The 19,920-nt window shown below is 66.2% G+C and carries 20 protein-coding genes; 9 read left to right on the forward strand and 11 right to left on the reverse strand.

Going from position 1 to position 19,920, the window contains the following annotated elements; all coding sequences use genetic code 11:
* The first annotated feature begins 8 nt into the window (after nt 1–8).
* A complete protein-coding gene (locus tag LOC57_RS03845) occupies nt 9–1,049 on the forward strand; it encodes an FAD-dependent monooxygenase (protein ID WP_229958203.1) in 1,041 nt (346 codons plus the stop codon).
* A gap of 138 nt (nt 1,050–1,187) precedes the next feature.
* Nucleotides 1,188–1,904 (forward strand): NADPH-dependent F420 reductase, encoded by a 717-nt coding sequence (locus tag LOC57_RS03850; RefSeq protein WP_229958205.1) that lies wholly within the window; start codon nt 1,188–1,190, stop codon nt 1,902–1,904.
* Between the two features lie 10 nt (nt 1,905–1,914).
* On the opposite strand, the gene LOC57_RS03855 is transcribed toward LOC57_RS03850, so the two are convergent.
* Nucleotides 1,915–2,622 (reverse strand): SDR family NAD(P)-dependent oxidoreductase, encoded by a 708-nt coding sequence (locus LOC57_RS03855; RefSeq protein ID WP_229958207.1) that lies wholly within the window; start codon nt 2,620–2,622, stop codon nt 1,915–1,917.
* A gap of 101 nt (nt 2,623–2,723) precedes the next feature.
* Here LOC57_RS03855 and LOC57_RS03860 point away from each other — a divergent pair, with 101 nt between their 5' ends.
* Nucleotides 2,724–3,593 (forward strand): helix-turn-helix transcriptional regulator, encoded by an 870-nt coding sequence (locus LOC57_RS03860; RefSeq protein WP_229958209.1) that lies wholly within the window; start codon nt 2,724–2,726, stop codon nt 3,591–3,593.
* A 96-nt stretch (nt 3,594–3,689) separates the two neighbouring features.
* Here LOC57_RS03860 and LOC57_RS03865 read toward each other — a convergent pair whose 3' ends face one another.
* Nucleotides 3,690–4,769, reverse strand: coding sequence for a hypothetical protein (locus LOC57_RS03865; RefSeq protein WP_229958211.1), 1,080 nt, complete (start codon nt 4,767–4,769; stop codon nt 3,690–3,692).
* Between the two features lie 87 nt (nt 4,770–4,856).
* Here LOC57_RS03865 and LOC57_RS03870 point away from each other — a divergent pair, with 87 nt between their 5' ends.
* The gene (locus LOC57_RS03870; RefSeq protein WP_229958214.1) at nt 4,857–5,420 is read left to right on the forward strand and encodes a TetR/AcrR family transcriptional regulator; all 564 of its coding nucleotides are present in this window, start codon (nt 4,857–4,859) and stop codon (nt 5,418–5,420) included.
* 332 nt (nt 5,421–5,752) lie between these two features.
* Here LOC57_RS03870 and LOC57_RS03875 read toward each other — a convergent pair whose 3' ends face one another.
* Complete coding sequence (locus tag LOC57_RS03875) at nt 5,753–6,499, reverse strand: SDR family NAD(P)-dependent oxidoreductase (protein WP_229958216.1); 747 nt, start codon at nt 6,497–6,499, stop codon at nt 5,753–5,755.
* Between the two features lie 84 nt (nt 6,500–6,583).
* Between LOC57_RS03875 and LOC57_RS03880 the strand changes: the two genes are divergently transcribed.
* Both LOC57_RS03880 and LOC57_RS03885 read left to right on the forward strand, forming a co-directional pair.
* Nucleotides 6,584–7,165, forward strand: a complete 582-nt coding sequence (locus LOC57_RS03880; RefSeq protein ID WP_229958218.1) for a TetR/AcrR family transcriptional regulator — start codon at nt 6,584–6,586, stop codon at nt 7,163–7,165.
* Nucleotides 7,162–8,799 carry an alpha-amylase family glycosyl hydrolase gene (locus LOC57_RS03885; RefSeq protein ID WP_229958220.1) on the forward strand — a complete coding sequence of 546 codons (1,638 nt, stop codon included), beginning with the start codon at nt 7,162–7,164 and terminating at the stop codon, nt 8,797–8,799. The genes LOC57_RS03880 and LOC57_RS03885 overlap by 4 nt, the downstream gene beginning before the upstream one ends.
* On the opposite strand, the gene LOC57_RS03890 is transcribed toward LOC57_RS03885, so the two are convergent.
* Nucleotides 8,767–9,141, reverse strand: coding sequence for a VOC family protein (locus LOC57_RS03890; protein WP_227911962.1), 375 nt, complete (start codon nt 9,139–9,141; stop codon nt 8,767–8,769). The two genes, LOC57_RS03885 and LOC57_RS03890, sit on opposite strands and share 33 nt — an antisense overlap.
* A gap of 71 nt (nt 9,142–9,212) precedes the next feature.
* Here LOC57_RS03890 and LOC57_RS03895 point away from each other — a divergent pair, with 71 nt between their 5' ends.
* Entirely contained in the window at nt 9,213–9,521 is a 309-nt protein-coding gene (locus LOC57_RS03895; RefSeq protein ID WP_227911963.1) for an ArsR/SmtB family transcription factor, read from the forward strand.
* A 95-nt stretch (nt 9,522–9,616) separates the two neighbouring features.
* Nucleotides 9,617–10,303, forward strand: a complete 687-nt coding sequence (locus LOC57_RS03900) for an MBL fold metallo-hydrolase (RefSeq protein ID WP_227911964.1) — start codon at nt 9,617–9,619, stop codon at nt 10,301–10,303.
* A gap of 41 nt (nt 10,304–10,344) precedes the next feature.
* Here LOC57_RS03900 and LOC57_RS03905 read toward each other — a convergent pair whose 3' ends face one another.
* The 7 genes from LOC57_RS03905 to LOC57_RS03935 form a co-directional block, all read right to left on the reverse strand.
* A complete protein-coding gene (locus tag LOC57_RS03905; protein WP_229958222.1) occupies nt 10,345–11,355 on the reverse strand; it encodes a lantibiotic dehydratase C-terminal domain-containing protein in 1,011 nt (336 codons plus the stop codon).
* Between the two features lie 221 nt (nt 11,356–11,576).
* Nucleotides 11,577–13,121, reverse strand: a complete 1,545-nt coding sequence (locus tag LOC57_RS03910; RefSeq protein WP_229958224.1) for a DUF4832 domain-containing protein — start codon at nt 13,119–13,121, stop codon at nt 11,577–11,579.
* 78 nt (nt 13,122–13,199) lie between these two features.
* Nucleotides 13,200–14,147 carry a carbohydrate ABC transporter permease gene (locus LOC57_RS03915; protein ID WP_229958226.1) on the reverse strand — a complete coding sequence of 316 codons (948 nt, stop codon included), beginning with the start codon at nt 14,145–14,147 and terminating at the stop codon, nt 13,200–13,202.
* Entirely contained in the window at nt 14,140–15,075 is a 936-nt protein-coding gene (locus tag LOC57_RS03920; RefSeq protein WP_229958228.1) for a carbohydrate ABC transporter permease, read from the reverse strand. Before LOC57_RS03920 ends, LOC57_RS03915 begins: the two co-directional genes overlap by 8 nt.
* A 4-nt stretch (nt 15,076–15,079) precedes the next feature.
* Entirely contained in the window at nt 15,080–16,426 is a 1,347-nt protein-coding gene (locus tag LOC57_RS03925) for an ABC transporter substrate-binding protein (protein WP_229958230.1), read from the reverse strand.
* Nucleotides 16,423–17,706, reverse strand: a complete 1,284-nt coding sequence (locus tag LOC57_RS03930; protein WP_229958232.1) for a Gfo/Idh/MocA family protein — start codon at nt 17,704–17,706, stop codon at nt 16,423–16,425. Before LOC57_RS03930 ends, LOC57_RS03925 begins: the two co-directional genes overlap by 4 nt.
* Nucleotides 17,707–17,843: 137 nt before the next feature.
* A complete protein-coding gene (locus LOC57_RS03935) occupies nt 17,844–18,641 on the reverse strand; it encodes a DeoR/GlpR family DNA-binding transcription regulator (RefSeq protein WP_229958234.1) in 798 nt (265 codons plus the stop codon).
* 133 nt (nt 18,642–18,774) lie between these two features.
* On the opposite strand from LOC57_RS03935, the gene LOC57_RS03940 reads away from it, so the two are divergent.
* A complete protein-coding gene (locus LOC57_RS03940) occupies nt 18,775–19,653 on the forward strand; it encodes an SIS domain-containing protein (protein ID WP_229958236.1) in 879 nt (292 codons plus the stop codon).
* Nucleotides 19,654–19,920: the final 267 nt, after the last annotated feature.

The raw sequence follows: 19,920 nt of genomic DNA on the forward strand, positions 1-19,920 counted from the left end.
GAGAGGCCATGCGCGGTTCAGCACTGGTCGTCGGAGCGGGTATCGCAGGAACCGCCGTTGCGCGCGGGCTGCTCCGGGCAGGATGGTCGGTCCAGGTGCTCGAACGCGGCGCAAACCTGCCCGCCAGCGGAACGGCACTGGCCATGTGGCCCGAGGCGATGCGAGCCCTCGACGCGTTGGGAGCCGGGGACGCAGTCCGCAGCGGTTCGGTGGAAGAGCACGGCGCGCGGATCCTGAAACCCGACGGCAGCCAGATCGCAGCCATGCGCCGCAGCCGGACAGCCCGCCTGGTCCCACGCACCGTCCTGCTCGACGCGCTGGCCGCGGATTTGCCCGCCGGGGTTATCGAATGGAATTCACCGGTCGCAGGGCCCTCAGCCCTGCCCCCTGCCGATGTTGTTGTGGCCGCCGACGGAATCTTCAGCCGCCTGCGCACCGCCTGCAACGGAATATCGCCCCGGGCGCTGGGAACAGTGGCCTTTCGCGGCGTTGTCCCCGGCCCGGCCGGTGGAGTCAGCGAGACGTGGGGGCCCGGCCGCCTGTTCGGCATTACCCCGCTCGATGCCGGTAGCACCAACTGGTTTGCCTGCCTCCGTTCCACAGACCTTCCCGCGCTGGGCTCCCCGGACGCTATCGGCGTCCAGGGGGCAGACCTGCTGCGCAGCCTCTACCGCGGGTGGCATCCGGACGTCGTCCGGGTCCTGGGGAAACTGGACGGAAGCCCGATAGATTACCGGGAACTGTTCGACGTCCCGCCGCTCCCGTCCTACATTTTCGGCAACATGGCACTGCTGGGCGACGCGGCGCACGGCATGGCCCCGAACCTTGGCCGCGGCGCCTGCGAGGCACTTCTGGACGCGGTTGCCCTGATCGATGCACTCACCTCGGCTCCCGACGTTGCCGCCGGTCTGCAGCGCTACGACGCAGGCCGCCGTCGGCGGGGAAACCTTATGGTCCGCGCGGCGCGGCTGCTGAACCGGGTCGGAACGGCCGAGCATTTCACCGGAGCCCGAAACCTCGCAATGTCCGCCGGGGCACGCTTCGCCTAGCACTTCCACCGGGCGGAAGCACCCGCAGGGGCCTCAACTCCCAAGGGAATTCCAGCACAGCCGGGGCTGTTGGCTCCCCTAGGGACAGACGCAGGACACCGCGGTCTGTCCAGCTGAACACTATCGAAGGAATATGTAATGGCAACACTGGGAATCATCGGAAGCGGAAACATCGGATCGGCCGTCGCCCGGCTGGCGGTTGCCGCGGGCATGAACGTTGTTATCGCCAACTCGCGGGGACCAGAGACGCTCTCAGACCTGGTCGCGGAGCTTGGGCCGTTGGCCACGGCCGGAACGGTGGAAGACGCTGCGAAACTCGGCGACGCCGTCGTACTGTCCATTCCGCTCAAAGCGGTTTCCGAGCTTCCGGCCGGCTTGCTGGACGGGAAAATCGTCCTGGACACCAGCAATTACTACCCGTCCCGGGACGGACGCATCGCTGCACTCGATGACAGCACCGTCACCACCAGTGAACTGGTGCAGAGCTGGCTTCCCGGAGCGCAGTACGTCAAGGCGTTCAATAACATCCTGGCGCACCACATTCCGCTTCTTGCCCGCCCCAGCGGCGCCGCGGACCGCTCCGCCCTGCCCATCGCCTCCGACGACGGTGCGGCCAAGGCAGAGGCGGCGGCACTCATTGACGCGTTGGGCTACGACGCCGTGGACGCCGGCACCCTCGCCGAAAGCTGGCGGTTTGAGCCGGACTCCGCGGGCTATACCCGCCTCTACCTCGCGGATCCCAGCACACCCGAGGACCAGCTGATGAGCTCGGCCCCCGGCACAACCCCCACGGAGAAGGCCCGGTCCGCACTGGAGTCGGCCACCCGCGTGAACGTGGCCGACCGCGTCTTCTAAGCTGCTTTCGTCACCACTCCACCGGGCCGTCCTTCGAGGTGAAGGTACCGGACGGTCCCTGCGGTCCCGCCTGGGCCATGGACACGATGATGCCGGCACCCTCTGCCACCGTCTGGGTGCCGGTATGGCCGTTCAGGTCCGTATCCGTGTAGCCCGGGTCCACCGCGTTGACGCGGATGCCGGGAAAAGCCTTGGCGAACTGGATGGTGACGGCGTTGACCACAGCTTTGGACGCCGGATAGGCGATGCCGGGATAGAAGTGGGTATAGCTGTCCGGATCGCTGAGCATGGCAAGGGAACCCAGTCCGCTGGAGACATTCACGATAGCCGGGGTGCTGGAACGCTGCAGCAGCGGCAGGAAGGCGTGGCTGACCCGCACCAGGCCGAAAACGTTCGTATCGAAAATCTCCAGCATGGCGTCGGCAGTGGTTTCGGCGGCTCCCAGGATGGAGTTGTCCGGCTGCCTGCCCTCCACGCCCGCATTGTTAATGAGCACGTCCAGCCCGCCGTCGAACTCCACCTGCTTGGCGGCGGCGTCCACCGAAGCCTGGTCGGTGACGTCGAGCTGCACAAAGCGGGCGCCGAGTTCCGCGGCGGCCTTCCGCCCGCGCTCCTCGTCCCGTGCGGCGATGTAGACGGTGTGCCCGGCGGCGAGCAGCCGGCGGGCGGTTTCCTTGCCGAGGCCCTTGTTGGCACCGGTAATCAGTGTGGTTGTCATACCGCCATCCTGATCCCTGTCCGAGCCGATAGGTAGGCTCCTGGTTTTCCTAGGAACGCCAGTCCCATGACAAGCCTGTCCGGGCACGGCAGACTGTCCTGATGGAAACGTTGGATCTGGGCCGGGCGGTGTTCCGCTGGCGGAACCGCCTCACCGCCGAAACAGTTGGCGTGCCGGTTGGCTCACGACGCCGCGTGGCCGGGCTGCGCCGGGAGGAACTGGCGGAGCTGGCCGGGATCAGCGTGGACTATCTGGTCCGCCTGGAACAGGGCCGGGCAACCTCACCCTCGGCGCAGGTGGTCGAAGCCCTCGCCCGGGCACTGCGGCTGACGGATACGGAACGCGAACTGATCTTCCGGCTGGCCGGACATGCTGTTCCGGGAACGGAACTGATCCCCACCCGGATCCCGCCGAGCATTCAGCGGCTGCTGGACCGGCTCGGCAACAACCCCGTTGCCGTATTCGATGCCACCTGGACCCTGCTCACCGCCAATCAGCCGTACAACGCATTGATGGGCGACACCTCCTCCTGGCGGGGCATTGAACGCAACACCCTGTGGCGGTTTTTCGTCGGCCCCGGCTCCCGGGCCGTCTCGACCCCGGGCGAACTCGCCGATCTGGAGGCACGGTTGACGTCGGACCTGCGGATGGCCGCCGCCCGCTACCCCGCCGACCCGCGCCCCGGGCAGCTGGCACGGACCATAGCCCGAGACAGCGAGCGCTTTGCCCGGCTATGGGACGCCGGAAATATCGGCCTGGGCGGGGATCAGCCGCGGCACAAAATCATCCGGCACCCCGACGTCGGCGACCTCGCCTTGGACTGCGACACCCTCACCGTTGCCGGCGACGGACTGCACGTGATGGTCTACACGGCCGAACCCGGCAGCACCGATGCCGACCGCCTGGCCCTGGCCGTGGTGCTGGGCACGCAGCAGATGTCCGCCCCGCGGGAGCAGGGCGCAGATAGCTGACGGGCTTCCCGACGCCGGGCGGGCCCCAGCAGATCACGCTGTCCGCCGGCATGGGGTAACTGCCGGAGTGCCAGTGCCCGCACGATGCGGTGGTCCTCAGCCGTCAAGGAAGGTTGCTCCCGCGTCCGTGGCCAGGCCGGGGCCGAGGGCGGCGGCAGGCGTGCAGGCGCCGCGGGGTGCCGTTCCGGCATAAAGGGCCCGGACGACAGCGGTGAGCACGTCGGCGGTGTAGTCCATGGCGTCGTCGGCGCGCAGCCAGCTCTCGCGGCGGGTGCCGTCGGCCCAGTCAATGACGGCGTGGCCCCACGAGTGCGGGCGGGGGCGCGGCGCCCTTCGAGTCTTGCTTGCCGCCATTGAGGTGATCATCATGCGCCTCATCGACGGAATCTGAAGCAGCCGGGACAATAGCGGGAGGGCGGGGCGGATCAACGGCGACGTCGGTGCCAGCGCGGAAGTGAAGTCTATGGTTGGCGCATTACTGGCCTGACGGGCGGCAAAGAGCTCGCCTGAGGGGACCGCAGCGGACTTCACGGTGGTCCCGTCCGGAAGCGCATGATTTCGGAGGTTCGAGCCGAGCGGCACCGGGGTGAGGCGCCCCTCGCGGTAGGCCCGTCCGCCCAGGGCCATCACGTCGACAGCTGTTACGGCGAGCGCCTCCCCCATGACCCCGTCTTCGGACGCGGAGGAGCTCAGCGCATCGATCTGCACCCGCGAAGGATAGGGCATGCCTGCGCAGAGCCGCACGACCAGGGCCTCTGTGGCGAGCACCCCGAAACCGGCACCGCCGATAACCGAGCTGTTCGCGGCGCGGGCCTCGTCATGAAGACCAATGAGGCCCGAGAGGGTGTCGTTGTCGATCGACAGGTCGACGTAGTTGCCGTTCGGCATGCACGCCTTCGCCAGCGGGACCGCGGTCCCGGCATAGGAACCGAGGAGGTTGACCACCACGAGCGGGCGCTCCCGTTGCACTGCGGCCAGCATCTCGGCGAAGCCCGCAAGCCGCCGCGTCCGGATAGGGCCGTCGAGTGTCTCGGCGATCGATGCGAGCCGCTCCGCCGACCTACCCACCAGAACCACTCCGGGGATGCGTGCTGCAGTGAGCCGCCCGGCGAGGGCCCTGCCCACCTTGCCTGTCGCCCCCAAAATCCAGATCTCGTCTATTGGCTTGTCATCCATGTCGTCCTCCATCGCCCATCAATGACGACACTGGGTGCCGTCAGGCCACCCTACGGCACCCAGTGTCGTCATGGATAGACTGGACCTATGCCTCGCTGGAACCCCGACCCGCAAGAGCGGCTTGTCACGGCCGCCGTCGAGCTGTTCCGGCAGCACGGCTACGCCTCAGTCACGGTCACCGACATCGCCGAGAAGGCCGGCCTGGCCCGCAGGTCCTTTTTCCGTCACTTCTCGGACAAACGCGAGGTGCTCTTTGCCGCCTCACGCACGAATATCCCTCGGATTACCCGGCTGGTCGAGGAGTACGCCCCGGAAGTGACGGCACGGGACGCCGTCATGGGAGCCCTCGCACAGGTCGGCGATTACCTCCTTGCCGACCCGGCAGCCCAGGCGCTCCGCCAGGACCTCATCGACGACAGCCTCGAGCTTCAGGAACGCGAGCGGACAAAACTGGCCGACATGGCCGCCGCTCTGGCGGCAGGCCTCGTCCTTCGCGGCACCCCTCCGGCAGATGCCCACAGCATCGGAGTCTTCTCCGCCGGGATCTTCCACGCCGCGTACGTGCGTACCCTCAGAAACGGACCATCTGGCTCATTCGCAGACCAGCTTCACGCTTCGGCAGCAGTGATTGCCCGCTTTCTGACGGAATAAACCGGCTCCACAAGACGGACCGCCGGGCAAGCCTTCATTACCCCCACCAATCGTGCACCGCTTTGCTAGGGTCATACCGCGACCGGCAAAGTCATTGAGAGTTTTCCCGTCGACTCGGCCGGCGTACCCACTCGTTGAGGACTGAATCCCCGCCGAAGCATGCCAAGGGGCGGCATCACCCAGGCTCCCCCTGGCGGCAATGGCTGCCGTTCGCCTTGTTCTGCACCGTTGTGCTGGCGATCGTCCTCGCTTCCGCGGTGTCGGCCTGGATTACAACGCCGGGGGAATATCTCTAAGCAGCTGCCACGCTTCTGCCGTACTGCACCCATTCCTCACATCAGCACACCGCCGGATACCTCGATGCGCTCTCCCGTTGCCCAGCGGAACTCAGGCGACACCAGGGCAGCGATCGAATCGGCAATGTCCTCCGGCTCGCCCACCCGCCCCAGGGCGGTCTGCCCGGACAGCGCCTGGCGCATGGCCTCACTGTCGCGCATGGCTCCGCCGTTGAAGTCCGTCGCGGTCGGCCCCGGTGCGATCGTGTTGACCCGGATGCCGCGCGGTCCCAGTTCGGCGGCGAGGCTCCGGGTAAGCGCTTCGAGCGCCTTCTTCGACGCCGCATAAACGGAGGTCGCCGGGCTGACATGCCGGCTGAGCGAACTCGACACGTTCACAATGCTTGCCCCGTCCGCCAGGTGCGGCAGGAAGACCTGCGTGACGAATAGCGGCCCCCGGACGTTGACGGCAAAGGTGGTGTCGAATTCCTCCGCCGTAATAGCCCCCAGTGGTGCGAACAGTCCCACCCCGGCGTTATTGACCAGCACATCGATGGTGGTTGAATCCCATTCCTGTCCGATGCCGGTAAGCACCGCGACGCGGGCCGCCTCGATGGAGGCGGGGTCCGCAACATCCATCCGCACCGCCATGGCTTCGCCGCCGGCGTCGACGATTTCGTCCACGACGTCGCGTGCATCGCCCCGCGCGGCGGCGACCACTTTGATCTTGTTCCGGGCCAGGGCAAGTGCGGTCGCACGTCCGAGTCCGCGGTTGGCTCCGGTCACGAGGGCTATGCGGGTCATGTCATCTCCTGTAAGTAAATGGATACTTACCGATAAGCTAGTGTGCGGGCACCGGCCGGTCAATACCTATCGAAGGGGAAACAGATGGCACGTGACGCTGAAGCCACGCGGGAGCGGATACTCGCTGCAGCAACCGTGGAGTTTGCCGCCCACGGTTTCGCCGGCGGGCGTGTGGAGCGGATCGCTTCCCAGGCACAGAGCAACGTCCGGATGATCTACGCGTACTACGGCAGCAAAAGCGGCCTGTTTGACGCCACCCTCGCGGAAGCGCTGCGGCGCATGGCCGCGAACGTCCCCCCGCGCCCCGAGGACCTGGCCGGCTGGGCCGGAGACGTATTCGACCACCATCAGCGCTTCCCGGAAGTCCTCCGCCTGAGCATGTGGGCCCAGCTCGAGCGGCCGGAGGCCACCGCCGAGCCGAGCGGCATCTACCGCGACAAAACCCTCGCCGTCGCTGCCGCGACCGCCCGCCCACTTTCACCCGTTGACCTTCTGGTTTTCATTTACGCCATCGCGCAGGCCTGGCAGCTCTCGCCGAAAGGGCTTACCGACCTCAACGAAAGAGGTGATGAAGTTGCCGCCCGCCGGCAGGCCGTCGTCACCGCCGTCGAGCGCATGCTGCAGGCCCGCGGGTTTGAAAACCCGCATACCGGAGGCACCAAATGAGCGGGTCCGCGCTGCACGCCCAGCGGGACGGCTGGTGGCAGGATGCCGTGATCTACCAGGTGTACCCGCGGTCCTTCGCCGACGGCGACGGCGACGGGGTGGGCGACTTTGCGGGTCTGCTGGACCGCCTGCCGTACATTGCCTCGCTGGGCGTGGACGGCATCTGGATGACCCCGTTCCAGCCCTCCCCGCAGGTGGACCAGGGGTACGACGTCAGCGACTACTGCGCCGTCGATCCGCTCTTCGGCACCATGGACCAATTCGACCAGCTGCTCGAATCGGCCCACGCGCTGGGGCTGCGGATCTTCCTCGATGTGGTGCCCAACCACTGCTCATCGGAGCATCCGCTATTCCAAGCCGCCGTCGCCGCTGGGCCCGGCTCACCGGAACGGGCGATGTTCCACTTCGCGGCCGGGAGCGACGACGGCGCCCCGCCGAACAACTGGCAAAGCGTTTTCGGCGGCACCGCCTGGAGCCGGGTGAATCCGGGCTCCGAGACGGACCGGGAGTGGTACCTGCACCTCTTTTCCCCGGAACAGCCGGACTGGAACTGGCGCAACCCGGCGGTGGGCAACTACTTCGAGGGCGTGCTTCGCTTCTGGTTCGGCAAGGGGGTGGACGGCCTGCGGATCGACGTCGCCCACGCGCTGTTCAAAGCCGACGGTTTGCCGGACGCGCCAACCGCGGACCCCGTCGTCGACGGCCTGCGTTCCAACCCGAAAGTCTCCGATCAGGAGGAAGTGCACGAGGTCTACCGGCGCTGGCGCCGCGTTGCCGACTCCTACTCCCCGGGGCGGGTGCTTGTCGGCGAGGTGAACCTGGCACCGGACCGCGCCGCCCGGTACACCCGCCCTGACGAAATGCACCAGGCCTTCGCGTTTGCCTTCGTCAAGCTGGGCTGGGACGCCGCCGCGTGGGCCGCCGTCGGCACCGAACTCGAAGCCGCCCGCAAAGAACACGGGGCGCCGCCCACCTGGGCGCTGGAGAACCACGACATCAGCCGCTCCGTGACACGTTTCGGCGGCGGTGACCGCGGATTTCTTCGGGCGCGCGCCGGCTTGGTTGCCATCCTCGGACTGCCCGGGGGCGCCTACATCTACCAAGGCCAGGAACTCAGCCTTCCCGACGTCGACGTGCCGGTTCACGCCCGGGTGGATCCCATGTGGGCGCGCGGCGGGGTGTCCCGTGACGGGGCCCGCGTTCCGCTGCCCTGGACGACAGCTCCCGAAAATGCCTACGGCTTTTCCCCTCCGGGTGCAGCTGAGCCTTGGCTGCCGCAGCCGGCGTTCTGGGGATCACGGTCCGTGGAAGCGCACCGCGGCGATCCCCATTCGACCCTGCATCTGGTTACCGGGGCACTTCGACTGCGCACCGAGCTGCTCGCCGAGGGGATTTTCGCGCCCGACGACGCCTGCAGCTGGCATGTCCGGGAGGATGGGTTGCTGCTCTGCGAACGCGGCGATCAGATCCTGCTGGCCGTGGCGATGGGCGATGGACCCTGCCCGCTGCCGGACGGAAACGTCCTGCTGTCATCATCACCCCTGACCCCGGAAGAATTCCTCCCACCCGACACCGCCGTCTGGATCCGCCGGCGCCCGCCCCTAAGCGGACTGGACTTCTACGACGCAGAATAGGTTATTCTCCGGGTCCGCAAGCACGGAAAGGCGCATGCCTGGATGTTCATCCAGCACTTCCCAACGCAGTGTTGCCCCGAGGCCGATGAGGCGTTCGGCCTCGGCCTCCCGTTTCCCCCATTCGACGCGGAAGTCCAGATGCATCTTCTGCTCGTCGGCCGTTGTGGTGGTGCTGCGGTGGAAGTGGAACCGCAGTCCGTTCCCGGCATCGGATGAAAGGAACATGTCGGAGTCATTGCCGGCCGGTTCCCCGCCGACGGCCGCTGCCCAGAAGGAGGCAAGGGCCTGGGGGTTTGCAGCGTTGATCGTGATGCCGGAGAGGCTAAGTTCGGAAGTGCTCAAGGGTGACCTCCAGGTCAACGGAAGAGTTATATCGTTGTTCGTCGATAATCGATGAATGCTAGCATCCCTGTATGCGCGTCGTCGTTCACCCGTCCCTGAAGGACATCCCGGTTCACCAGGTAATGCATGCTCTAGCAAGTCCCGTGCGGCTAGCCGTCGTGAAGGAGCTTCTGGACGGACAGGTGCACCAGGGCAGTGAGTTCGATTTCGGAGTGAGCCAGTCGACGCTGAGCCACCATGTGAAGATCCTCCGCGAGGCGGGCATTGTTCAAAACGATCCCGAAGGGACGCGCTGCCTGATGTCGTTGCGTGCCGCCGAACTGGAAGGACGCTTCCCCGGGTTCGTTGAAATGCTTAGGGTCCTGAGCGCTGCATCCTGACCGCTGCGCACTGAATGAAAAAGCGTTAGGCGGTATCCGTGGCCGTCCCTCCGGAATACGCTGGAAGGGCCGAATTCCAGCTAAGGAGAGTGGCCATGAGCGAACCTGCCAACGGCGGAAACGCCCGCCTGGATGTCGAAGAAACGGTGCGCGAGACCGTGGTTCCCGCCGGGATTGCAGGTCCCGAACCGCTGGCCATGAACGTGCGCTGCTACGCCGTGGCCCAGCCAGCGGGCATTGTCATCATTGATACCGGAATTGCCGACACCGAAGCGGGCATCGCAGCGGCGGTCCGGGCTCTGGGCGGGACCTTCGACGACGTCCGGGACATTGTCCTGACCCATCTGCACCCGGATCATATCGGCTCACTCTCCGCGGTTGCGGCACGGGCTCCGCTGGCCGCCATTTACGCGGGCGGTGCAGACGCGCCGGATATCCGGGCACCGCACGCAATCACTCCCATCAGCGAAGGGACCGCCATCCAGGACTTCAATGTCCTGGCCACCCCGGGCCATACCGAGGGCCATGTGAGCCTCTTCCACGAACCCACGGGAACGCTGTTCATCGGTGACGCAGCGGCCTCGGATCAGGGCGACGTCGTCCGCGGGCCTGAGGTCTTCACCGCAGATGCCGCCCGCGCCGAGGAATCACTGGAACGCATCGCGGACCTGGGCCCCGCCCGCATCCTGTTTGCGCACGGCGCCGAACTCGAGGATCCGGCCGATGCACTGGCCCGCCTGATCGGCGGCCCCGGTCCGCATCCGCCAGCCGGCCGGCTCTGAAACCGCACGCCCGGCCCGCCGGGGCCGGGCGGTTGTCCTGGTTAGCCCTGGCCGTGAAGCTGGGCTTCCTTCTCCTTGCTCCACGCACGGGCGTAGATACCGAGCGCCGCCTCTTCGCGCAGGGGGATGCCGAGCCGGTTTTGGAGGACTCCGCTAGATGCCAGGGCCAGCCGTTGCGCACTGCGGCTAATCCGCTGCTTGTCCACCCGGTACAAGTACAGATCAATGGTCTGCGCCCAGCGTTTGCGCCAGAGATCCACTGACGGCTCGGAGGCCAGGGCTCCCATCACCCGGTGTGCCGGCGTAATCCTCGGTGCCATCTGCGCCAACATGACCTTGCGGCCCTGTTCCGTCCGTCCGCTGAAGGACGCGGTGCACGCCTGCAAATGCGTGTTCCAGTAAAAGTCCCAGCTGGTGGTTCTGCGGTCCGGCCATACAGCGGACCGGGGGCCGCGCATCATGGCATGGGCGGTGTCAAAGAGGAGCAGGGCCGCCAGCATGGAGCGCATGCTGGGCCGGGGAAAGCGGTTAACCGCCCACAGGGCCAGGTCCATGGACACTTCGGCAACATCGGATGCCAGTTTCAGGCCCTGCGCACCGCCGAACCGCGAAAACGTTGCCTCCATGAGCTCGGGTACCCGTTCCCCGGGCCGGGGCGGATACACGACATCCGACGATCGGGTGAGCTTCACTGCTCCGAGTTTGGCTGTGCTGCCCTCCGCGAGCGCGTGCGCAAACTTCCAGACCCGTTCGACGGTTTCGTGAGCGGCAAGCAGATGCAGCTGCACCGCCGGATGGTCCGGTTCCTTGCTCCGCGAAAAACCGAACCGGTACCCGCCCCAGCTCTGGGCCTTGGCACTAAGCGGAATGACGATATGGCGGATAATTCCATCCCCCGCATACTCCGGCTCTGCACTCTGCTGCCGGGTCCCCTGCTGCGGATCCGCCGCTATTTCCAGGATGGACCACACGGCGGTGCTGCCGGATTGCTGCTGGACGGGCCGGGCTCCCGGCACTCCGGGAAAAAACTGTGCTTGCGCGGTTTGGCTCATTTAAACCCCAAGATTGTTCGTGCCAATGGTGGTGCGGTTACACCCATCACCAGAGTGTGTTTCAGGGCGGCAAGGTTTGTCCCGCGTAGTGATGGGATACCGCCGCAACGGGAAAGGCAGGCCCTCCGCACAAAGCGGAAGGCCTGCCTTCTATCCGACGGCCCGCAGAGAGCCCCGTCAGGTACGTTGCACCGGGCGCCCCGGCAGAACGGCACCGCTGATCAGGGCACAGCGGCCCCGGCGAAAGCGGGCGCGGCGGAGGGTGCCGCGGCGCGGGGCCCGACGACGACGGCCTGGTTCAGCGCATTTGTGCCGTCGGTTTCATTCCAGGTGCCGAGGTTCGCAGCCTGCACAGCGAACCGGGGATCACCGGCTGTTCGGGCGTCCGACGACGGCAGCGCAAGCGAAAGGGAATAGCTGCCTTCGGCAAGGGCTGCGATCGCCGGATCAGACAGGCTGAGGGTAGTCGAGAGTGTGGTGGTGGTACCGGCAAGCCAGTGGCGGGCATCGGCATTGGGCGTAAACGGCACCGACACGGACGTACCGTCGCTGCCGGTCAGCTGCAGCATGGCTGTCCGCGGGAGATAGGGAGCCGCCCAGCCGTCATTGCGTATATCGACGGAAACCTCAACCGAATCTTCCGCCGGTGTAACGGTGGAAGACTCCATCACGAAGCGATAACCAAGCCGCTTGGCGGTTTCGGCCAGCGCCGGCTCGCCCCAGGAATCCAGCACGAGCCGGTTGTAGTCGGTGTTGAGGTAGCTGTAGTGGTACCTGGCGAGTTCCACCGAGGCTGTCTCCCACTCGGAGCGGGAGGGGACCACCTTGCACGTCTCCCCGCCGACCGGAACGTAAACGCTGTCCGCGGCGAGATACTCGTAATCCAGGGTCCGCGGGTCCGACAGGTAGGTTCCTCCGTCGTCGTAATCCGAGAGGAAGCAGTCGTTGTGGTGCCCTATCCGGGCGATGGGTGTATCAGTGAAGGCCTGCTCGGCCGTTACCGCGCTCGACGCGGCCGGCGGAACGTTCAGCAGATGCTGTTTCGTGGCCATGGTGCGCACCTGGACCCCGCGGTCCGCAGGCAGCTCGTCGAGCAGCGCCTGGGTAACGGCGGAGCGGTTAGCCCAGTCCTGCTCGGTCACCACGCCCGGGTTCGCCGGATCGGCCACGAAGTGGTCCGTGTAGTACCCCTCGCCCCACCGTCCGATGAAGCCGTTCTGCACCACAGGAATCACGTCTGCATTTGCGCGCAGCACCGGCCCCAGCTGCTTGATGTGCGCCAGGACGATGTCCAGGGGTGCATCGCCGTAGGGTGGGGTGGCGCCGCCGTCATCCCCCACATAAGCAAACCGGGTAATCACCGAGATCCCGGCAGTACGTGCGGTGTCATAGTCCGCCTGAAGCTGTGACAGGACCCGCTCATCAAGCACCGGATTGGCTGCGAAGTCCTCCAGGTATACAACCCGCAGGATCTGGGTGATGCCCTTGGACCGCAGGCCCGCCAGGTCGGCTTCTGTGAGCGGGGTGTTCTGCTCCGGTTTGGCCGTATTGAAGTGCGTCGCGGTGTGGTGGTAGAAACCGCGCTGCGGATTCGCAATCACCGAGTCGCTGGGTTCATAGGCAACGGTGCTGGCCGCGTCGCCGGGAACGGAGACGGAAACGCCGGGCGGTCCCTCCCCCGGGATTCCGACGGCGACCGCGGCCGCCGTCGGGCCCGCTGCGGTGACAAGACCGGCAACTAAAAGGACTGCTAAGGATCGTTTCATGATTCTCCAGGTACCTAGGGTTATTCCAGGGGGGGGGTTACTTGGGAGGGAAACTTGAGGGAGTTGCTGGAGGAAGGGTTACTTGAGGCCGCTCGAGGCCAGGCCGTCAATCACGCGCCGCTGCAGCAAAATGAACATCAGCAGCACCGGCGCCATGGCGAGCAGGCTTGCCGCCATCACCACCGGATAGTCGGTGGTCCGGTCACCGATCAGGGTCGCGAGCCCGGCGGACAGGGGCATCCGGTCGCTGAACGTGGTGACCACCAGCGGCCATAGCAGTTCGTTCCAGGACCAAAGCACCGTGGTGATGGCCAGGACACTGATGGTGGGCCGGGCCAGCGGCAGCATCACCCGCCAGAAGATTTGGAACGGGTTGGCGCCGTCCAGGCGGGCGGCCTCCTCCAGTTCCGCGGGCATGGACAGGAACGCGGTGCGCATCAGGTAGGTCCCGAAGGCGCTGAACAGCCCCGGCAGGACCAGGCCGCCCACACTGTCCAGCAGCCCCAGGCCCTGCACAATCTGGTACTGGGACAGCAGGTACACCTGCGAGGGCACCATCAGGATGGACAGCACCAGGGCAAGGAGGACCGACCGGCCGCGGAACCGCATCCGGGCAAAGGCGTAGCCGGCCAGGGTGCAGAAGAGGATCTGTGCCATGGTGCGGATCACGGTGATCAGCACGGAGTTCTGCAGCTGGTCCAGGAACGGCAACCGCTCGAAGACTTCGGCGTAGTTGGACCACTGCAGTTCCGCCGGCCAGAAGACCGGCGTGACGCTTTGGACCTCCGCGTTGGTGGAAAGTGACATCACAATCTGCCACAGGAACGGGAAGGCCATCACCAGCGCACCCACCCCGAGGACGAGGTGCGCCACAACGTGGGACCCGCCCCGCCGTCGTGCGCGCCGCCGTGCCTGTGCCTTCACGGTCCGGGCCGGCCGCTGCCCGTCGCCGGTACGAACATCCGCGCCGGAGGCCACGGGCACAACAGCGGAGGGCGTGCGCGCCGGCAGTAGTCGGTCAGTCACTTTGCACCCACTTCTTCTGGAATCGGAACTGCAGCAGGGTGACGACGCCGATGATCAGCAGGATCACCATGGCGATGGCCGCGGCGAAGCCCTTGTCGTTGTTGACGAAGCCTTCCCGGTAGAAGAAGTACACAAGGGACATGCTTTTGGGCAGGACCGGGTTGCTGCTGCCCAAGATGGCGTAGAGCAGGTCAAAGAGCTGGAAACTGGATATGACCGTCACGATGGTGACGAAGAAAACGCTGGGTGAGAGCAGCGGAACGGTGATGTTCCGGAACTGTCCCCAGCGGCTCGCGCCGTCGAGCTCGGCCGCTTCATACAGTTCCGGCGGAATGTTCTTCAGCCCGGCCGCGAGCACAATCAGGCTGAACCCTAGCGAGGACCACAGGCCCACCACCGCTACCGCCACCATCGCGAAAAACGGGGTGCTGATCCAGTAGGGTCCGTCGATGCCCAGGAACCCCAAGCCGTAGTTCACCAGCCCGAAGTCGCCGTTGAAGATCATCCGCCACACCATCGCCACCGCAGTGGGCATGGCAACGTAGGGCAGGAAAAACAGCACCCGGTACACCGCTGCGAAGCGCAGGCCCGGCAGGTTGAGCAGGCTGGCCAGGTACACCGCAATGGGAATGCCCAGCATCACGATGCCGGTGTAGAGCAGCGTGTTGCCCAGGGAGCGGTACAGCTGCGGGTCCGTGAACAACTCGACGTAATTCTCGACGCCGGAGAAAGCGGATCCGCCGAACGGTCCCGTTTCGGTGAACGAGGTGCCCACGGTCTGCACAATCGGCCAGAGGTAGAAGACACAGATTCCGAGCACCAGGGGTGCAATGAAGAGCCACGGCCACGGTCCGTCCCCGCCGAAGCGCCGACGGCGGACCGCCGGGGACAGCGGGGGCGGACCGGAGCCGCGTTCAACTGTTGTCATGGGATTATTCCTCGGCCAGGGCCGCGTCCATCTGGCTGGCAAGATCCGCCGAGATCTTCTCCACGGGCTGAGCCCCGGAGAAGGCCTGCGGCAGCAGATCGGTCTCCAGTGCGTTCCACGCCGCCGAGTTCTTGCTCACCGGCAGCGGCTGCGCGTAATCGAGGGCATCCAGGAAGATCTGCAGGTTCGCGTTGGGCATGGAGCCCGTAAATGCGCTCTGTGTCCCTTCGAAAGCGGGAATGACCGCACCCGCATCACCTTGCTGCTGCTGCGCGTCCTTGCTGGCCAGGAAGGCCTGCAGCGCCTGGGCCGCCTGCTTCTCCTTGGACCCCGCGGATACTACGTTGGCCAGGCCGTGGATCACGGTGGCCTGCTTCTCGCCCTGCGGCAGCGGCAGGACCACAACGTTTTCTTCCAGTTCCGTGTCGGTCAGCGCCGAGCGGAACCAGCTGCCGCCCCAGTACATGGCGAGCTTGCCGGAGGTGAACCACTGGTCTGCGGTGGTGTCGGTGAGCTGCTGGATGTTCGGGGAGCCGCCGCTGGCGATCAGGTCGGTCCAGAACTGGAGCCCGGCCTGCGTTTCCGGTGAGCCGTACCCCGATTTTCCGTCCTCAATCACGGTGCCGCCGGCTTGGAGGATGGTGTTGTAGTACGTGGTCTGCCCGTCCATTCCCCCGGCGCCGCCGTACTCGCCGTCAGCCGCCAGCGCCGTTGAAATGTCCGTTGCCGTTTTCTGGAACTCGTCCCAGGTCCAGTCGCCGCTGGGCAGCTCGACGCCGGCCTTCTCGAAGAGTGCCTTGTTGGCCCAGATGCCAATGGTGTCCATGTCCTTGGGCACCCCGTACTGCACGTCGTCGATGGTGTAGAGGTCCACCAGCGCCTCCGGATAGTTGGCCGGATCAATGTCGCCGGCTTCCACTGCGCCGGTGATCGGCTCCAGCTTGCCGTTGGAGGCGTACAGGCCGATATTCGGGCCGTTGATCCAGAAAAGGTCCGGGAGGGTGTCGCTGGAGGCCTGGGTCTGAAGCTTGGTCCAGTACTCCGCGTAGGGGGTGACGTTCACGGTCACCTCGATGTTGGGGTACTCCTCGTTGAACGCGTCGATGTTTTCCTCGATCGCGTCCACCTGGTTCTTGTCCCACACCCCGTAGGTGATGGACGCGCTCAGGTCCTTGTCCGGGGCCGCATACTCCGCGGGTTCATCAGAGGCCGCGTTGGAGCCGCATCCGCTGGCGGCCAGGGCAAGTCCGACGCCGAGCGCGACGCCGGCGGAGGCGCGCCGGGCGGGCGGACGGCCGGGGACGTGCCCGGCAAAGGTACGCCGGACGGCAGAAGGGAACATGTTTCTCATCGGAAAGTCCTTCCAAGGGTGGATTGCGAGGAGTGGGTAAAGGCGGGGGGCGGCGGATCCGCCGGGGATGATGGCCGGGAGAAGTGCCCGACGATGTGCTCCGGCAGAGCGGGAACGTCCAGCGGCTGCGAACCGCTGCGCAGGGATTCGGCTGCCAGGTAACCGGCGGCAACCGCTTCGCGGGCTGCAACCGGGCTGACCAGGGTGGGGGTGCCGTCCAGCAGGGTGTCGAAGAATTCGGTCATCGTGAGCAGGTCCGCGTCTTCGTGTCCGCTGGCGGCGCCGTCGATGGGATATTCGACGTCGCCGGCGCCCTGCCATTCGTGGCGCCGGTTCCAGACCTTGATCACGCCGCCGGCGGTGTCGCCGTGGTTCTCCAGCCTGCCCTCGGTGCCGATCACCGTGTAGTTGCGCCAGTAGTCGGGCGTGAAATGGCACTGCTGGTAACTGGCCATCACGCCGTTATCCAGCGTCATCAGCATCATGGACACGTCCTCCACGTCCACTACCGGGTTCAGCCCCGTCTGCTTCTCCGGCGGCCAGTTCTCGTAGGAGAACCAGTCGGGCATGGTTTCGCCGTGGCGGCTGCGGCGGTCGGTGATGCCGCCGTAGACCATCAGCTCCCCCATGCCCACCACCCGCCGGGTGTAGCCCGAGGCAAGGTAGTGGATCACGTCAAGGTCGTGGCTGGCCTTCTGCAGCAGCAGGGTGCCCGTCTTGGACCGGTCGGCGTGCCAGTCCTTGTAGTAGTAGTCCCCGCCGTTGCCGACAAAGTGGCGCACCCATACGGCCTTGACCTCGCCGATTTCGCCGCGGCTGATGACCCCGCGCATGGCCCGGACCACGCCGGAGTGCCGGAAGTTGTGGCCTACATAGAGCAGGGTGCCGGTTTCGGCGGCCGCGGTCAGGACCCGGTCCGCGCCCTCGAGCGTGATCGCCAGGGGTTTCTCCAGATAGGCGGCGATCCCGGCGGCCAGCAGCTTCAGGGCGATCTCTTCGTGCGTGTGGTCCGGCGTGGTCACGAGCGCGGCGTCGATGCCGCCGCCGGCAATCAGGGAGTCAACGTCGAGGTGGAGTTCGGCGTCGGGATAGGCGCGCCGGGCACGGCCGCGGCCGGCGTCGTCCGGTTCCACGACGGCGACGACTCGGGCCCCGGGACGGGCGGAAGCCACGTGTTCGGCAATGGCGGCGCGGGCGCCGAAACCAATGACGGCTACCCGCGGTGAGGTTTCGGCGGGCGCAGTTTCGCTGGTGCGCTGGGTGTCCCGGTCGATGTGCATGACGTCATCCTGCATTAGATGCACGGATTTGTCACGAACTATCTCAAATTGATCATCTTCTGGCAGGAACGCGGGCGCAACCGTGCACTGTGCACGCCCCGCGGCGGGCGCCGGCGGGTGCGCCTTTGGGCGGCCGGCTACTTGCCGGCGTCGGCGACGATGACCTCTACCCCGGCGTTGGCCAGTTCGGCGGCGAAGTCCGGTGCAACGGGCTGGTCCGTGACCAGGGTGTCGATGCCGGCCAGCGGGCAGATGCGGGCGAAGGTGCTGCGGCCCAGCTTGGTGGAGTCGGCGGCGATCACCACCCGGCGGGCAACCGCCGCGATTTCCCGGCTGGCTTCCGCTTCCCCTTCATGCAGGGTGGTGGCGCCGAAGGCTGCGCTGAGCCCATCCACCCCCAGGACGGCTAAGTCCATGCTGAAGTCCTTCAGCGAGTTGGCAACCAGGGGGCCGATCAGTTCATAGGACTGGCGGCGCGGCACCCCGCCGGTCACCACGATTTTGATGTGCTCGCGCACCGACATTTCGTAGGCGATGTTCAGCGCATTGGTCACGATGGTGACGCCGGGCGAGTCGCCTTCGGGGTGCAGCCGCTCGCTGCGGCCCAGCATCCGGGCTACTTCGCTGGTGGTGGTGCCGCCGTTGAGGCCCACCGACTGCCCAGGCTGGATGAGGTCTGCCACGGCCCGGGCAATGGCCACCTTCGCGTCGGCCTGGCGGGCGATCTTGTACTGCAGCGGCAGTTCGTAACCGGAACCGAGGGCGGAAGCGCCGCCGTGGGTGCGGGTGACCAGGCGCTGTTCGGCCAGGGTGTTGAGGTCGCGCCGCACGGTGGCTGTGGATACCCCCAGCACATCGCTCACCTCGGCGATCGACACACTTCCCCGTTCGCTCACTAGGTCAAGGACAACATTCAGGCGCTGCTGCTGGGTCATGCTCGGGCCAACCTTTCGTTATCCGTTCATATTCTCACAGCCAGCCTTGCTAATCGTGATTGATTCTGCTCAACTATCCACATATCGATCAAAACCAGTCTTTTATTGGTGCAGAGCAGACCGAAAGAAGCCCATGCCTTCCTCCTTCGTAGAAGCAGAAATAGCCTCCCAGCCCGAGACCTGGCGGCTTGCCGCCCAGATGGTCCCCGAGATTGCCGGCCGGCTGCCCCGCCGCGGCGAGCGGGTAGCGGTGGTTGGATGCGGCACCAGCTGGTTCATGGCCATGTCCTACGCGGTGCTGCGGGAGCGTGCCGGCCACGGGGTGACCGACGCCTGGGCGGGCAGTGAATACCCGGCGGGCCGGGACTATGACCGGATTATTGCCATCTCCCGCTCCGGCACCACCACCGAGATCGTTGACCTCCTCAAGACGCTCGGGCCGGTCCCCACCACACTCATCACGGCCGTGGCCGAATCCCCCGGAGCTGAAGCAGCGGATGATGTCATCGCCATGCCGTTTGCGGACGAGCAGTCCGTGGTGCAGACCCGGTTCGCGACGTCGGTGCTGACACTGCTGCGCGTCCACCTCGGCGAGGACGTTGAACCGCTCATCGCAGATGCTCAGGTGGCGCTGGACATCCCCGTGGACAAGCTGCTCGCAGCCAACCAGTGCACGTTCATCGGCCGCGGATTTGCCGTCGGCCTCGCGTTCGAGGCGGCCCTGAAGACGCGGGAGGCCGCCCAGTACTGGTCCGAGTCCTATCCGGCCATGGACTACCGGCACGGTCCCATTGCGATCGCAGAACCCGGCCGGCTGGTGTGGAGCCTGGGCGAGCCGCCCGCCGGGATGGCCGACGACGTCGCCGCGACGGGCGCGCGGTTCGTACACCATGACCTGGATCCGCAGGCGGCCCTCGTGGTGGCCCAGCGCTTCGCCGTCGGCCTGGCCGTGTCGCGGGGCCTGGATCCGGACCGCCCGCGTTCCCTCACCCGGTCCGTTGTCCTTTCCTGACGCTCCGGGCGGCGTGCTGCCCAACCTGTAAAGGAAATTCTGCGAACAATCCGGGATATTGCGGAACCCGGCATCTCCGTGAAAGGAAACCCGGGCGGGAAAAACATCCGGACGGGAAATTGTGGGCTAGGATAACTGCGCGACCATTCGCCCGTGCCAATTTGGCTTGCCACATTCATTAATTTGGCTTACTGCGCCCGACGATCCCCCACCGATTCGGCGTACCCAAAAGGCGGAGCCATTTCTCCGGCTCCTTACGTCTATTTG

Origin of the sequence: Arthrobacter sp. zg-Y750 (genome assembly GCF_020907365.1) — a bacterium.
Classification (GTDB): domain Bacteria; phylum Actinomycetota; class Actinomycetes; order Actinomycetales; family Micrococcaceae; genus Arthrobacter_B.

Coding starts and splice junctions, on each gene's coding strand:
- LOC57_RS03845 (WP_229958203.1), top strand. CDS start 9: ATGCGCGGTTCAGCACTGGTCGTCGGAGCGGGTATCGCAGGAACCGCC.
- LOC57_RS03850 (WP_229958205.1), top strand. CDS start 1,188: ATGGCAACACTGGGAATCATCGGAAGCGGAAACATCGGATCGGCCGTC.
- LOC57_RS03855 (WP_229958207.1), bottom strand. CDS start 2,622: ATGACAACCACACTGATTACCGGTGCCAACAAGGGCCTCGGCAAGGAA.
- LOC57_RS03860 (WP_229958209.1), top strand. CDS start 2,724: ATGGAAACGTTGGATCTGGGCCGGGCGGTGTTCCGCTGGCGGAACCGC.
- LOC57_RS03865 (WP_229958211.1), bottom strand. CDS start 4,769: ATGGATGACAAGCCAATAGACGAGATCTGGATTTTGGGGGCGACAGGC.
- LOC57_RS03870 (WP_229958214.1), top strand. CDS start 4,857: ATGCCTCGCTGGAACCCCGACCCGCAAGAGCGGCTTGTCACGGCCGCC.
- LOC57_RS03875 (WP_229958216.1), bottom strand. CDS start 6,499: ATGACCCGCATAGCCCTCGTGACCGGAGCCAACCGCGGACTCGGACGT.
- LOC57_RS03880 (WP_229958218.1), top strand. CDS start 6,584: ATGGCACGTGACGCTGAAGCCACGCGGGAGCGGATACTCGCTGCAGCA.
- LOC57_RS03885 (WP_229958220.1), top strand. CDS start 7,162: ATGAGCGGGTCCGCGCTGCACGCCCAGCGGGACGGCTGGTGGCAGGAT.
- LOC57_RS03895 (WP_227911963.1), top strand. CDS start 9,213: ATGCGCGTCGTCGTTCACCCGTCCCTGAAGGACATCCCGGTTCACCAG.
- LOC57_RS03900 (WP_227911964.1), top strand. CDS start 9,617: ATGAGCGAACCTGCCAACGGCGGAAACGCCCGCCTGGATGTCGAAGAA.
- LOC57_RS03905 (WP_229958222.1), bottom strand. CDS start 11,355: ATGAGCCAAACCGCGCAAGCACAGTTTTTTCCCGGAGTGCCGGGAGCC.
- LOC57_RS03910 (WP_229958224.1), bottom strand. CDS start 13,121: ATGAAACGATCCTTAGCAGTCCTTTTAGTTGCCGGTCTTGTCACCGCA.
- LOC57_RS03920 (WP_229958228.1), bottom strand. CDS start 15,075: ATGACAACAGTTGAACGCGGCTCCGGTCCGCCCCCGCTGTCCCCGGCG.
- LOC57_RS03925 (WP_229958230.1), bottom strand. CDS start 16,426: ATGAGAAACATGTTCCCTTCTGCCGTCCGGCGTACCTTTGCCGGGCAC.
- LOC57_RS03930 (WP_229958232.1), bottom strand. CDS start 17,706: ATGCACATCGACCGGGACACCCAGCGCACCAGCGAAACTGCGCCCGCC.
- LOC57_RS03935 (WP_229958234.1), bottom strand. CDS start 18,641: ATGACCCAGCAGCAGCGCCTGAATGTTGTCCTTGACCTAGTGAGCGAA.
- LOC57_RS03940 (WP_229958236.1), top strand. CDS start 18,775: ATGCCTTCCTCCTTCGTAGAAGCAGAAATAGCCTCCCAGCCCGAGACC.